Source organism: Azospirillum halopraeferens DSM 3675 (genome assembly GCF_000429625.1).
GTDB classification, from domain to species: Bacteria; Pseudomonadota; Alphaproteobacteria; order Azospirillales; family Azospirillaceae; genus Azospirillum; species Azospirillum halopraeferens.
Genome location: NZ_AUCF01000004.1, coordinates 565,079 through 578,944, shown reverse-complemented (window position 1 = coordinate 578,944; position 13,866 = coordinate 565,079). Strand labels below are relative to the sequence as shown.

Here is a 13,866-nt window from a genome sequence, read left to right as displayed (position 1 = left end):
GTGGAAGGGCTGGGCATGGGCACCGACCGGGTGCTCGACTTCGCGCCCGGCGAGGACGTCATCGACCTCACCATCCTGCACGCCGGCCTGGTGGCATCGGGTGCCAAATTCACCGCCGACTGGGTGCGCTTCGTGGCGGCCGGGACCTCCACCCATGTGGTGGTGACCGTGAACGGCGTGTCTGAGACCGTGCTGGTGCTCGACAACGTCGCCCCCGCCTCCCTCGTCGTCGGCCAGAACGTGGTGGCACCGCCGCCTCCGGGCCCGCGGCCGATCGTGGGGACCGACGGCGACGACAAGATGGTCGGCACGCCGGGTCCGGACATCCTGGACGGCGGCAAGGGCAACGACTTCCTCGACCTGACGAACGAAAAGTCGGGCTGGAAGGTCGATCTGGCGGCCGGTGTGGCGGACGGCGGCGGTGACAACGTCGATACGCTGATCAGCATCGAGAACGTCATCGGCTCCAACTTCGCCGACGTGCTGATGGGCGACGACGGGCCCAACAGGCTGCGCGGCCTCCAGGGCGACGACCTGATCTACGGGCGCGGCGGCGACGACGTCCTGGCCGGCGGGGCCGGTGCCGACACGCTCTACGGCGGGGCCGGCAACGACCTGCTGTATGGCGGGCTCGACAACGACAAGCTGTACGGCGGACTCGGCAACGACACCCTCTACGGCGACGAAGGCAACGACTACCTCGACGGCGGTGCGGGTGCCGACCTGCTGTTCGGCGGTGCGGGCGACGACACCCTCACCGGTGGCAACGACCTGGTGCCCGGCGGTGCCGTGGACACCATGACCGGCGGCGCCGGGTCCGACACGTTCCTGGTGGAACGGCTGGGCAACGGGGCGGACCGTGTCACGGACTTCGCCATCCATGAGGACAAGATCGACCTGCGCGCCCTGACCGCCGGCCTGAAGGCCAGCGTCGGCGATCATCTTCCGCCCGACTATCTGGCCTTCGTCCAGGTGGGTACGGCGACCGAGGTGCGCATCGATCTGGACGGCGCGGCCGGCGCCCTGGCGGCCGAGACGATCCTGGTCCTGGAGAACGTCCAGGCCAGCGGCCTGTCCGTTGGTTACAACGTCTACGTGGACGATTTCGTCCACACCGACGCGCCGGTGGTCTGATCGGCGTCATGCCGGGCCGGGTCCCGACGGGACCCGGCCCGGCAGCCAGCGGGAGGGCGGTCCGATTCCGGCGGGCCGCCCTTCCTTGCGTCCGGAATCCTGCACGAACGGTCCTGCCGGTCCGTACTAGCAGGCCGGGGGTACGCCGATTGCCTTCTGCAACGCCGGTTGCCGAGTGCCGTTTCCGTAGCCACGTCCGGTGCCGCATGGGGCCGAGCACCGTGGCAAGGGAGCTGACCGGGCATGACGACGGGCTTGTGGAGCACGCTGCGCACCTTTCTCGATTTCCCCGCGCTCTTTGCGCCGCGCGCCGCGCGCTGGACCGACCGGTCGCAGCCCGCCGCCCCTCGCACCGTGCTGGTGCTGGGTCCCGCCACCGAGGCGTACGGCGGCATGGCTGCGGTTCTCAAGGTGCTGACCGAGAACTGGTCGCCCGATCGCTACCGCATGCGCCACATCGTCACCCATGTGGACGGCAGCCGCCGGGCGAAGCTGGCGGCTGCCGTCCGCGGCGCGCGGGAGATGCTGAGCGCCATCCTGACGCGCCGCGCCTGCGCGGTGCACGTCCATTTCGCGGCCCGCGGCAGCTTCTACCGGAAGTCCGCGTTCATCCTCATGGCCCGGGCTCTGGGAGTACCGGTGGTCGGGCACGCCCATTCGGGTCTCTTCCCCGGCTTCTACGAGGGCGGCAGCCGCTTGCGGCGTGCCTACGTGCGCTTCGTCCTGAACCGCCTGGACCGGCTGGTGGTGCTGTCCGAGGAATGGGCCGACTATTACCGCGGCCTCTACACCCGCAGTGCGCCGGTGGTGGTCCCCAACCCGGCCGTGCTGCCGGCTCCGGCGACGCCGCGCCCGGCCAGGTCCGGCCCGGTCCTGCTGTCCCTGGGCCGCCTCGGCCCCGGCAAGGGCACCTACGACATCCTCCAGGTGGTGCCGGGCGTGCTGCGGCATTTCCCGCGCGCCCAGTTCTGGTTCGGTGGCGACGGCGAACTGGACGAGGTGCGCCGCCGCCTTCAGGGCAAGCCCTGGGCGTCGCGGGTGCGGCTGCTGGGCTGGGTGTCCGGGGCCGAGAAGGACGCGGCCATGCGCGCCGCCGACGTGTTCCTGCTCCCCTCCTACGCCGAGGGGCTGCCCATGGCGCTCCTGGAGGCGATGGCCCATGGCTTGCCGGTGGTGACGACGCCGGTGGGCGGCATCCCCCGGGCGGTGGAGAACGGCCGCACCGGCCTGCTGATCCGGCCGGGCGACGTCCCGGCGCTCCAGGGGGCGATCCTGTCCCTGCTGCGCCGGCCCGCGGAAGCGGCGGCCATGGGCGAGGCGGCGCGGCGCGTGGTGGTGGAGAACTACGCCATGGCCAGCGTCCAGGCGCGCCTGACCGCGCTCTACGACGAGTTGCCGGTGGCGCGGCACAGTCCTCTGCTGAACACCGGCCGGACGGGCGACGTCGCGGGACAGAGTTGACCCTTCGCGCCCCGTCGGCGGCGTACCGCGGCCGGCGGCGATCCTCTAGACTGCCGGCATGGCCATACGACTGACGTGCATCACCAAGTGCTTCGGCGACGTCGCCGCCATCGACCGCGTCGACCTGGACGTTGATTCGGGCGAACTCGTGGCCGTGCTCGGCCCGTCCGGCTCCGGCAAGACCACCTTGCTGCGCATGGTCGCCGGTCTGGAGCGGCCGGATTCCGGTGCCCTGACCATCGACGGTGCGGACGCCCTGCCCCTCCCGCCCCGCGACCGCCGGGTCGGCTTCGTCTTCCAGCACTATGCGCTGTTCCGCCACAAGACCGTGGCGGACAACGTCGCCTTCGGCCTGGAGGCTCTGCCGGCCGGCGAACGACCGCCGCGGACCGAGATCCGCCGGCGCGTTGCGGAATTTCTCGAACTGGTCCGGCTCGCCCCCCTGGCCGGGCGCTACCCCGCCCAGTTGTCCGGCGGTCAGCGCCAGCGCGTGGCGCTGGCCCGGGCACTGGCGGTGCGGCCGCGCATCCTGCTGCTGGACGAGCCCTTCGGCGCCCTCGACGCCGAGGTGCGCAAGGAGTTGCGGCGCTGGCTGCGCACCCTGCACGACGCGATGCGCTTCACCGGCCTGTTCGTCACCCACGACCAGGAGGAGGCGCTGGAGGTGGCCGACCGCGTCGCCATCATGGACCGCGGCCGGATCGTCCAGATCGGCACGCCCGCCGAGGTCTACGACCGCCCGGCCACCGCTTTCGTGTGCGCGTTCCTGGGGCCGATGAACCGGTTGGAGGGGGTAGCGGCCGACGGTGCCCTGCACCCCGGGGGCGGCCTCCCGGCCATTCCCTTTGCCGGAGACACCGGCGCCGCCCGCGGTCCGGTGCTGGCCTTCGTCCGGCCGCGCGACGTGGAGATCCTGGCAGACGCCGACGGTCCGGTGCGGGTGCTGGGGGTCCGGGTGATCGGGGCCGCCATCCGCGTCGACCTGGAACTGGCCGGCCAATTCCTGGAGGCGGAACTGGACCGCGCCCGGCTGTCCGCCGCACCGCCGGTGGCGGGGGATCGCTGCGCCATCCGCTTTGCCCGCCTGCGGGTATTCCCCGCGGCGTGACGGTGAAGGCCGGATTCGCTGGCGGGGGCAAGGCCGGGACCGCTATCAATGGGCCATGCCCACGCTCCGCGCCTCCCGCCCCCGCCCCGACCTCACCCTGGAACGCGCCGCCGGCCCCGGTGCCGTCGTCTGCGGCATCGACGAGGTGGGCCGCGGGCCGCTGGCCGGGCCGGTGACCGCGGCCGCGGTGGTGTTGCCGCCCGACGGCCTGCCCGAAGCGGTGGCGGCCCTCATCCACGACAGCAAGCAGGTGACCGCGCAAATGCGCGAGGAGCTGGCCCCGGCCATCCGCGCCCACGCGTTGGCGGTGTCGGTGGCCTGGGCCTCGGTGGCGGAGATCGACGACCTCAACATCCTGCACGCCTCGCTGCTGGCCATGCGCCGGGCGTACGAGGGGCTGGACGTCGCGGCGACGCTGGCGCTGGTCGACGGCAACCGGGCACCGGCCCTGCCCTGCGCGGTGCGCACGGTGGTCAAGGGTGACGCCACCTGCCTGTCCATCGCCGCCGCCTCCATCGTCGCCAAGGTGGAGCGCGACCGGGTGATGCGGGACCTGCATGCGGCCTTCCCCGGATACGGCTGGGACCGCAACGCCGGCTATCCCACCGCGGCCCACCGCGCCGCCCTGACGCGGCTCGGTCCCACGCCCCACCACCGCCGCAGCTTCGGCCCCGTCAGGGCATGCCTCGACGGCGCAGTTGACAGCGCCGCCGTATCGGAGTCCGCCTGACACAATCCCTGGCGCCCAAGCCTGCGCTTTGCCCAACATCTTGGATTCAGCTCTGAAGGAGTCCCGATAAGGGACTGACTCGCAAGACTCTTTTGGCAAAAATCCGTTGACGCCGACTCGCACCTGACTCATTGTCCCGCCGGTGATTCGCGGGGAGGACGAGGAAATGCTGGAGCCGAATCGGATCCTGGTCGGGGACTGCGTGGCGCTGATGAACGCCATGCCGGCCGAGTCGGTGGACGTGGTGTTCGCGGATCCGCCCTACAACCTCCAGCTCGGCGGTGAACTCCTGCGGCCCAACCACACCCGCGTCGACGGGGTCGAGGAGGCGTGGGACAAGTTCGACGATTTCGCCACTTACGACCGGTTCACCCGCGACTGGCTGGCAGCGGCGCGGCGCATCCTGAAGCCCGACGGCTCCCTGTGGGTGATCGGCAGCTACCACAACATCTTCCGCGTCGGCGCCACGCTCCAGGACCTGGGATTCTGGATCCTCAACGACATCGTCTGGCGCAAGACCAACCCGATGCCGAACTTCCGCGGCACCCGCTTCGCCAACGCCCATGAGACGCTGATCTGGGCGTCGCGGGACAAGGACGCCCGGTACCGCTTCAATTACGAAGCCATGAAGAACCTGAACGAGGATCTCCAGATGCGCAGCGACTGGCTGCTGCCCATCTGCTCCGGTCCCGAGCGGCTGCGCGACACGCAGGGGCGCAAGGCCCACCCCACGCAGAAGCCGGAGGCGCTGCTCTACCGCGTGCTGATGGCGTCGTCCCGGCCGGGCGACCTGGTGGTGGACCCGTTCTTCGGCAGCGGCACCACCGGCGCCGTCGCCAAGCGCCTGGGCCGGCGCTGGATCGGGCTGGAGCGGGACGAGACCTATGTGGCCGCGGCGCAGGCGCGCATCGACGCGGTGGAGGAGGCGCCGGACCATGCCCTGCTCGACACCCCGCCCAAGCGCCAGCAGCCGCGCATTCCCTTCGGCTGGGTGGTCGAACGCGGGCTGCTGAGCCCCGGGACATCGCTGTTCGACCAGCGCCGCCGGCTGGTCGCCCGCGTGCGCGCCGACGGCACTCTGACCGGCGAGAATTCGCTGGGCCGCCATCTCGGCTCGATCCATCAGGTGGGGGCGGCCATGGCCGGCCTGCCCGCCTGCAACGGCTGGACCTTCTGGCACTTCGAACAGAAGGGCGAACTGCTGCCCATCGACGTGCTGCGCAGCCAAATCCGCGCGGAGATGCACTGATTACGCGGTCAGGAAAATCCTGACCGCTGCGTTCAAACGCCACGCAGGCTTCGGCCCTATCGGGCCGCGGCCGCCGTCGCGGCCGATACCGGGCCGGACTTGTGGGGGTGGGGGCGAAGTGCTACCTGTCGCCCCCATGAGCAAGCTCTTCGCGTCCGTCGCCGTCTCCGCCCCCATGCCGGCCCCCTCGCCCGGCCCTACCCGCGTCTTCGTGCGCGACCTGGTGATGGAGGCGATGATCGGCGTCTACGCCCATGAGCGTGACGCGGCGCAGCGCATCCGCGTGAACCTCGACCTGGACCTGGAACCCGAGATCGACCCGGCTGTCCCCGCCCCTTCCGGCGAGGACGCGGCGGCGCTGGTGCGCGCGGAGGTGGGGCGCGGCCACGTCATGCTGGTGGAAACCCTGGCCGAGCGGCTGGCCGAACGCTGCCTGGCGGATGCGCGCGTCCGCGGCGTCCGCGCCCGCGTGGAAAAGCTGGACGTCTTCCCCGACGCCGCCTCGGTCGGGGTGGAGATCGTGCGGGGACGCGGGTAACCGCATCCCCGCAACCGGGTGCGCCGCGTCAGGCCTTGACGTCGAGGGCCGACTTCGACGGCTCGGATGCGCCGGTGCCGGTGCCGGTGCCGGTGCCGGTGCCGGTGCCGGTGCCGAGCATCACCGACAGATCCAGCTTCATCTTAAGAATGCCGTCGGCACTCTTCTCCGGCCGGACGACGGCCAGACCGTTCATTCCGCCGAGGGCGCCCTCGTTCAGCATGCCGTTCAGCTTTTCCAGCACCCCCTCGATCTCTTCCGCCGAGAAGCCGTCGGCCTTGACGATCATGCCCGTGGCCTTGGCGCTGGCGGTGGTGCTGCTCTGCCCGAAGGCGAACTTGAACCCGCCGGCCGCGTCCATCTCCGCCTGCAGGCGCTGGTCGTCGCGCGCGAATTCCAGCGTCGATTTGGCGAAGGAGATGCTGATCTCGCGGTCGCCGTCCTTGATGGTCAGGTCGATGCCGCGCGACTCCAGCGTCATCTGCGTGTTCGACTGCATGATGTCCAGCGACACGCCCTTGAAGTCGAGCGTCTTCATCTTCTCCTGAAGATGCTTGCCGAAGCCGCCGAGCACGTCGTTGATGCGATCACGGGGCATGCCGAAGCCGCCCAGGGTCTTGCCCAGGTCGCCTTTCAGCAGGTCCAGCATCTTGCTGGTGGCTTCGGTCACCGCCTTGCTCATGGCCTGGATGCCACGCATCATCCGTTCCGCCTGGCGGGCGCGCAGGACCTCGGGGTTCTCAGGGGCGCTGCCGGACTTGCCGCTCAACCCGTCCAGCAGCTTCTCCATGGACTGCGAGATGGTGAAGGCGGGATTTCCGGATTTTTCGGACTTTTCGCCCTTGCCGCCGGACGACTCGGTCGTGTCGGCCTTCTTCTTCTCCGTCGCGGGGGCGGAGGCCGGGGAAATGACCAGGGTGCTGAGGGGCGCCTTCTGCGCCGTCACATCGCTGCTTTGCATCGCGTCACCACACGTCGGAGGTTGTTCCGCAATAATCGTGCGCGTGGCACGGTTTATCGTTTCTTAATTCCCGGTCGCTCGCTGCGAATAATCCACCAGATCCGCTACCCGCGTGTCCGGTTCCCGCCCGGCGATCTCAAGGATCAGCTTTCGGCGCAGAGCATCGACGAAGGACTCGCGGTCCATGGCGGTCAGGACGAACGCGTTGAAGCCGCCGATCACCGACTCCCGGTAATACTCCTCCAGCCAGGCGTACTCGTCCAGGATGGCCAGGGCGTTGATGGTGATGTCACGCTCCACCGCCCGGTCGCGGGCCTCCGCCGGATCAATACCGGCGTTGGAGAAGCCGTTGGAGACGATGTCGATGGCTTTGCGAGCCGCGCGCGCGGTGCTGCGGTCGAACAGCACCACCGCGGCGTCGATGGCGCTGCCGATGGCGGTGGAGCCGCCCTTGAAGGTGCGCGGCGCCGTCATGATCGCGGCGGCGAACGCCTCCGCCCCGGCGGCATCGGCCGCCACCCGCCAGGGCACCAGCACCTTCAGGGAGTTCGGGCCGGCGAAGGCGGCCAGGGTCACCGCGACGCCGCCCCCGGCGGTGATGGCGGCCACCACGTCGGGGTCGCGGAACGCCGCGGCGTGCCCGCGCAACTGGAATTCCAGCGCGCCCGTGGAGATGCTGGCCGAGCCGTCGACCAGCATCACCAGCTCCAGCGCCACCGTCGGGGCGGGCGCGGCCCTGCGAGGCGTATCGGCCACCGCCGTCCAAGCCGGAAGGAAAAGGAACACGAGGGCGAGGACGGCGGAACGCAGGAGCATGGCAGGCACCGGAAGGTTGGGTCAGGCGTGGGCCAGCGCGTGCCGGACGACCTTGCGCATGACCGACGGCAGCGCCTGCTCGCCCAGCCGGTCGAGCGGCACCCAGAATCCATCGGCTGCCCGCCAGTCCGCTCCGGTGCGCGCCGCCATCACCTCAAGTTCCAGGTGAAAATGGCTGAAAGTGTGGCGAACCGCACCCGGAAGGCAGCGCCAGCCGGTGGCCTGCGGCGCCGTGCCGCCGTCCCAGCCGGTGGACGGGATCTCGGCCATGCCGCCCAGCAGCCCCGACTCGGCACGGCGGCGCAGCAGCACCGCCCCCTCCGGATTGAGCAGCCAGTAGGCGGTGCCGCGCCGCGTCGGCTTGTCGGCCTTGGGGGCTTTGCGCGGCAGTCCCTCGGCGATACCGGCCGCCCGGGCGGCGCAGCCCGCGGCCAGGGGGCAGAGCATGCACCGCGGCTTGCGCGGCGTGCAGACGCCGGAGCCGAGGTCCATCATCGCCTGGGCATAGTCGCCGGGCCGCTGCGGCGGCGTTAGCGTGGCGGCCAGCCGGCGCAGCGTCGCCTTGGCGCCGGGCAGCGGCTCCTCCACCGCGAAGAGGCGGGCGACGACCCGTTCCACGTTGCCATCCACCACCGTGGCGGGGCGGCCGAAGGCGATGGCGGCGATGGCCGCCGCGGTGTAGGCGCCGACTCCCGGCAGGTCGAGGAGGGCCGACTCGGTGTCGGGAAACCGCCCGCCGTGTTCCGCCGCCACCGCACGGGCGCATTTCAGCAGGTTGCGGGCGCGGGCGTAGTAGCCGAGCCCGGCCCATGCCGCCATCACCGCGTCGGTATCGGCGGCGGCCAGGTCCTCCACCCGCGGCCAGCGCTCCACGAAGGCGCGGAAGTAGGGGGCGGCGGCGGGCACTGTCGTCTGCTGGAGCATGATCTCCGACAGCCAGACGCGGTAGGGGTCGGCGCGCTCTCCCGGCGGGCTGCGCCAGGGCAGGTCGCGGCGATGGCGGTCGTACCAGGCAAGCAGGCGGTCGGCGACGGGGCTGTCTTTGGTCATGGCCGCATTGACATAGGGCGCCTCGGCCGTTGACGGAAGTGTGATGCGCACCCCCCTGGCGGGCGGCGCGCCGACTGCGCTAACGTCCCGCCACATTTGCCGGGGAGAGTGTACGCCATGGCAGGACCGCGACTCATCGGCCGCACCGTGCCGGAGGTTGCCGGCAAGGCACTGGGCAAGAAGGGGCTGGCCTTCGGCGCGCTCATCACCGAGTGGCCGAGCGTCGTCGGCCACCAGCTCGCTCAGCGCACCCAGCCCGACCGGCTGAGCTTCCCCCGCGGCAAGCGCGAGGACGCCACCCTGCACATCCGCGCCATGGGCGCCATCGCCCTGGAACTGCAGCATCTGGAACCGCTGATCATCGAGAAGATCAACGGCTTCTTCGGCTACCGCGCGGTGGCCCGCATCAAGCTGGTGCACGCGGCCCCGGCGGTCCCGCCGCCGCGCCGGCCGCCGCCGCCGCGCCCCTTGTCGATGGACGAGGAGATCGCCGTCATCAACGCCACCGCCGCCGTCGAAGACGCCGACCTGCGCGCCGTGCTGGAGCGCTTCGGCCGTTCGCTGCTGGCCCGTCCGGCACCGTCGACCCGGCGACGTCCGGGCTGAGGAACCGGGCCGGGAGGGCCGATTCCGGGCCCTTGCCCGCACCGCAGCGGCACCGCTATAGTAACAACATCTAGGTAGGAGGGGTTCGTGAACCGCAATCTTTTGGGAATCATCGTCGTCGCGGTCGCGGCGTTGGCAGCCGTGGTGTGGATCTCCACCGCGCAGGCGGCCGAGTCGACCGCGGACCGCGCCGCCGAGCGGGTGCTCGGCCGGGCCGACGCGCCGGTGACCATCGTCGACTACTCGTCCCTCACCTGCCCGCACTGCGCCACCTTCCACGTGGAAACGCTGCCGCGGATCAAGGAGCAGTACATCGACACCGGCAAGGCCAAGCTGGTGTTCCGCGACTTCCCCTTCGACCAGTGGGCCCTGCGCGCCTCCATGCTGGCCCGCTGCGCCCCGGCGGAGCGCTACTTCGCCGTGCTCGACGTGCTGTTCAAGACGCAGGCCCAGTGGTCGCGCGCCGCCGACCCGGCCAAGGCCCTGACCCAGATCGGCAAGCTGGCCGGCCTGAGCGATGAGACCATCACCGCCTGCTGGAACGACCAGCAGCTTGCCGACGCCATCCTGTCCATGCGCCTGAAGGGCCAGAACGAGGACAACATCCAGTCCACGCCGACCTTCGTCCTCAACGACGGCGCCGCCCGCATCGAGGGCGCCCAGCCGTTCGAGCGCTTCGCCGAGGCCATCGAGAAGCTGGCCCGGTAACGCCGGCGCCGCCACGACCGGGAGTCGTCCGTTGCACTTCACGCGCCTCCGCCTGTCCGGCTTCAAGTCGTTCGTCGATCCGACCGACCTGGTGATCGAGCCCGGTGTCACCGGCATCGTCGGCCCCAACGGCTGCGGCAAGTCGAACCTGGTGGAGGCGCTGCGCTGGGTGATGGGCGAGACGTCCGCCCGCAAGCTGCGCGGCGGCGACATGGACGACGTCATCTTCGGCGGCACGTCCAGCCGGCCGGCGCGCAACCTGGCCGAGGTGGCCATGGTGGTGGACAACCGCGCCCGCACAGCCCCGGCCGGCTTCAACGAGGCGGACGAGCTGGAGATCGTCCGGCGGATCGAACGGGGCTCCGGCTCCGACTACCGCATCAACGGCAAGCCGGTGCGGGCCCGCGACGTCCAGCTCCTGTTCGCCGACAACGCGTCGGGCGCCAACTCCCCGGCCCTGGTCAGCCAGGGCAAGGTGGGGCAGATCATCGCCGCCAAGCCGCAGGACCGCCGCGTCCTGCTGGAGGAGGCGGCGGGGATCACCGGCCTGCACTCCCGCCGCCACGAGGCGGAGCTGCGCCTGAAGGCCGCGGAAGGCAACCTGACGCGGCTGGAGGACGTCATCGGGGCGATGGACACCCAGCTCCAGAGCCTGAAGAAGCAGGCGCGCCAGGCGGCGCGCTACCGGTCCCTGTCGGAACACATCCGCCGCGCCGAGGCCATCCTGTGGCACCTGCGCTGGATCGCCGCGGAGCGCGACGTCGCTCGCGCCCGCGCCGCCCACGCCGCCGCGGAGGAAACGGTGCGCTCCCTGATGCTCGCGGTGCAGGGGTTCGAGCGCAAGCGCACCGCCGATGCCGCCGGCCTGCCCGCCCTGCGCCAGGCGGAGGCCGCGGCCGCGGCGGCCCTGCAACGGCTCGTCCTGGCGCGCGAGCAGCTCGACGCCGAGGAGCGGCGCGTCGCCGAGCAGCAGCGCGCCCTCGCCGCCCGGCTTCAGCAGGTGGCCGGCGACCTCGGCCGTGAACAGGCGCTGGCCGCCGACGCCGACGCCGCCCTGGACCGCCTGCGGGCCGAGCGCGACCGCCTGCGGGCCGAACAGGATGACGAGGAGATCCTGGAGGAGGCGGCCCGCGAGGCGCTGGTGGAGGCGCGCGACGCCGTCGACGAGCTGGACCGCGCCCTCACCCGCCTCACCGAACAGGTGGCCGCCGACGACGCCCGCCGCACCGCCCTGCAACGCCAGGTGCAGGAGATCGAGGGGCGGGCCGCCGGCCTGACCCGGCGCATCGCCGAACAGCAGGCGCAGCGCGCCCGGCTGGAGCAGGAGATCGCCGCCTGCGGCGACGTGGCCGACGCCGAACTGGCCGTGGCCATGGCCGAACAGCGCCTGGACGACGCCCGCGAGGCAGCGGAGGAGGCGGAACGCGCCAGGGCCGACGCCGAGCCCGCCCAGGCCCGCGCCCGCGACGCCCTGCACGGGGCGGAGGCGGCGCGCACCCGCCTGAAGGCGGAGGAGAAGGCGCTGGCGGAACTGCTGGCCGCCGGCTCCGGCGACCTGTTCCCGCCGCTGATCGACGCCGTCACCGTGACCCCCGGCTATGAAGGGGCGCTGGCGGCGGCGCTGGGCGACCACCTCACCGCCCCGCTGGACGAGGCGGCCCCCGTGCACTGGCGCACCCTGCCCGCCCTGGACGGCGCCACCCGGCCGCCCGACGGTGCGGAGCCGCTGGCCGCCGCGGTCCGCGGGCCGCAGGCGCTGGACCGGGCACTGGCCCACATCGCCGTGGTCGGGGACGCCGACACCGGCGCCGCCCTGGCGCCGGCGCTGGGCCCCGGGCAGATCCTGGTGAGCCTCGACGGAGGGGCGTGGCGCTGGGACGGGCTGACCGTCCGGGCCGGCGCCCCCACCGCGGCGGCCGTCCGCCTGAAGCAGCGCAACCGGCTGCGCGAGGTGCAGGCCGAACTGGAGGAGGCGGAGGACCGGGTGGAGCTGGCGCGGGCCGCGCTGGACGAGGCGCGCCGCGCCGCCGAGGAGGCGTCCGCCCGCGACCGTCGGGCCCGCGACGCGGTGCGGGAGGCGTTCGCCGCCACCAACGCCGCCCGCGACCGCCACGCCCGGCTCGCCCGCGAAGCCGACGCCGCCCGCTCCCGCCTCGCCGCCCTGCTGGAAGGGGTGGAGCGGCTGGAGGCCGACCGCCGCGAGACCGAAGCCGGTCTCGGCGCGGTCCGCGAGGCGCTGGACGCCCTGCCCGACCCGCGCGACGGCCATGACCGCCGCAACGAGCTGCGGGCGGCGGTGGCCGAGCGGCGCAGCGTGCTGGCGGAGAAGCAGAACGCCGTCGATCGGCTGCTGCGCGAAGCGCAGAGCCGCCGCCAGCGCATCGCCGCCATCGACCGGGAGGAGGCGTCCTGGTCCACCCGCCAGCAAGGCGCCGGCGGACGGGTCGAGGAGCTGCAGGCGCGCGCCGCCGAGGCGGAGGCCGAACTGGAGCGGCTGGCGTCGCGCCCCGCCGCCATCGCCGAAGACCGCCGCGACCTGCTGGATCGCATCGCCGGGGCGGAGCGGGAGCGCACGCGCGCCGCCGCGGCGCTGGCCGCCGGCGAGGCGACGGTGGCGGAGGCGGAGGCGCAGCTTCGCGACGCCGAAGCCGGCCTGGCCGACGCGCGCGAGGCCCGCGCCCGCGCCGAGGCGGCGGTGGGCGCCGCGGTGCAGCAGGAGCGCACGCTGGCCGAACGCATCGGCGAACGTCTGTCCTGCCGCCCCGACCAATGCCTGGAGGCGGCCGGCATCGCCGCCGACGAGGAACTACCCGACGCCGCCGCGGTGGAATCGCGCCTGGACAAGCTGACGCGGGAGCGCGAGGCCATGGGCCCGGTCAACCTGCGTGCCGAGATCGAGGTGGCTGAGCTGGAGCAGCAGATCACGTCGTTGCAGGGCGAGCGCGAGGACCTGATCGCCGCCATCGCCCGCCTGCGCCAGGGCATCGCCTCCCTGAACCGGGAGGCGCGGGAGCGGCTGGTGGCGTCCTTCGAAACGGTGAACCGCAACTTCCAGGAGCTGTTCCAGCGCCTGTTCGGCGGCGGCAAGGCCCATCTGGAGCTGGTGAACGCCGAGGACCCGCTGAACGCCGGCCTGGAGATCTACGCCAGCCCGCCGGGCAAGAAGCTGCAGAACCTGTCGCTGCTGTCGGGCGGGGAGCAGGCGCTGACCGCCCTGGCCCTGCTGTTCGCCGTCTTCCGGTCCAACCCCGCGCCGGTTTGCGTGCTGGACGAGGTGGACGCGCCGCTGGACGAGGCCAACGTCGGCCGCTTCTGCGATCTGGTGGAGGATATGGCGCGCGACGGCGGCACGCGCTTCCTGATCGTCACCCACCACCGCCTGACCATGGCCCGCGTCGACCGCCTGTTCGGCGTCACCATGGCCGAGCGCGGCGTGTCCCGGCTGGTCAGCGTCGACCTGCGCGGGGTGGAGGAGCTGCGCGGGGTGGCGTAAGCACCCCGCGCG

General features: G+C 72.3%; 12 protein-coding genes. 9 read left to right on the top strand and 3 right to left on the bottom strand.

Annotated features, from left to right (window positions below; genetic code table 11):
• The 6 genes from G472_RS31615 to G472_RS0106195 all read left to right on the top strand — a co-directional run.
• Positions 1-1,134: calcium-binding protein (locus G472_RS31615; RefSeq protein ID WP_425387973.1), on the top strand; the 1,134-nt coding region annotated here is incomplete at its 5' end.
• 243 nt (positions 1,135-1,377) lie between these two features.
• Positions 1,378-2,595 (top strand): glycosyltransferase family 4 protein, encoded by a 1,218-nt coding sequence (locus tag G472_RS31610; RefSeq protein ID WP_051340484.1) that lies wholly within the window; start codon positions 1,378-1,380, stop codon positions 2,593-2,595.
• Between the two features lie 58 nt (positions 2,596-2,653).
• Complete coding sequence (locus G472_RS0106210; protein ID WP_029007681.1) at positions 2,654-3,703, top strand: sulfate/molybdate ABC transporter ATP-binding protein; 1,050 nt, start codon at positions 2,654-2,656, stop codon at positions 3,701-3,703.
• A 55-nt stretch (positions 3,704-3,758) separates the two neighbouring features.
• Entirely contained in the window at positions 3,759-4,433 is a 675-nt protein-coding gene (locus tag G472_RS0106205) for a ribonuclease HII (protein ID WP_029007680.1), read from the top strand.
• A gap of 166 nt (positions 4,434-4,599) precedes the next feature.
• The gene (locus G472_RS0106200; RefSeq protein ID WP_029007679.1) at positions 4,600-5,682 is read left to right on the top strand and encodes a site-specific DNA-methyltransferase; all 1,083 of its coding nucleotides are present in this window, start codon (positions 4,600-4,602) and stop codon (positions 5,680-5,682) included.
• 136 nt (positions 5,683-5,818) lie between these two features.
• On the top strand, positions 5,819-6,220 hold the full coding sequence (locus tag G472_RS0106195) for a dihydroneopterin aldolase (RefSeq protein ID WP_084536477.1): 402 nt from the start codon (positions 5,819-5,821) through the stop codon (positions 6,218-6,220).
• Between the two features lie 28 nt (positions 6,221-6,248).
• Here the strand turns inward: G472_RS0106195 and G472_RS31605 are convergent, their stop codons facing one another.
• The 3 genes from G472_RS31605 to mutY all read right to left on the bottom strand — a co-directional run bounded on the left by G472_RS31605 (position 6,249) and on the right by mutY (position 9,047).
• On the bottom strand, positions 6,249-7,181 hold the full coding sequence (locus tag G472_RS31605; protein WP_051340483.1) for a hypothetical protein: 933 nt from the start codon (positions 7,179-7,181) through the stop codon (positions 6,249-6,251).
• Between the two features lie 63 nt (positions 7,182-7,244).
• Complete coding sequence (locus G472_RS31600) at positions 7,245-7,997, bottom strand: DUF1194 domain-containing protein (protein ID WP_051340482.1); 753 nt, start codon at positions 7,995-7,997, stop codon at positions 7,245-7,247.
• Positions 7,998-8,018: 21 nt separating this feature from the next.
• Positions 8,019-9,047 carry an A/G-specific adenine glycosylase gene (gene mutY, locus G472_RS0106180; protein ID WP_029007677.1) on the bottom strand — a complete coding sequence of 343 codons (1,029 nt, stop codon included), beginning with the start codon at positions 9,045-9,047 and terminating at the stop codon, positions 8,019-8,021.
• 117 nt (positions 9,048-9,164) lie between these two features.
• Between mutY and G472_RS0106175 the strand changes: the two genes are divergently transcribed.
• The 3 genes from G472_RS0106175 (at position 9,165) to smc (ending at position 13,854) form a co-directional block, all read left to right on the top strand.
• A complete protein-coding gene (locus G472_RS0106175) occupies positions 9,165-9,653 on the top strand; it encodes a DUF721 domain-containing protein (RefSeq protein ID WP_029007676.1) in 489 nt (162 codons plus the stop codon).
• An 87-nt stretch (positions 9,654-9,740) separates the two neighbouring features.
• Positions 9,741-10,361 carry a DsbA family protein gene (locus G472_RS0106170; protein WP_084536476.1) on the top strand — a complete coding sequence of 207 codons (621 nt, stop codon included), beginning with the start codon at positions 9,741-9,743 and terminating at the stop codon, positions 10,359-10,361.
• 31 nt (positions 10,362-10,392) lie between these two features.
• Complete coding sequence (gene smc / locus G472_RS0106165; RefSeq protein WP_029007674.1) at positions 10,393-13,854, top strand: chromosome segregation protein SMC; 3,462 nt, start codon at positions 10,393-10,395, stop codon at positions 13,852-13,854.
• The last annotated feature ends 12 nt before the right edge of the window (positions 13,855-13,866 follow it).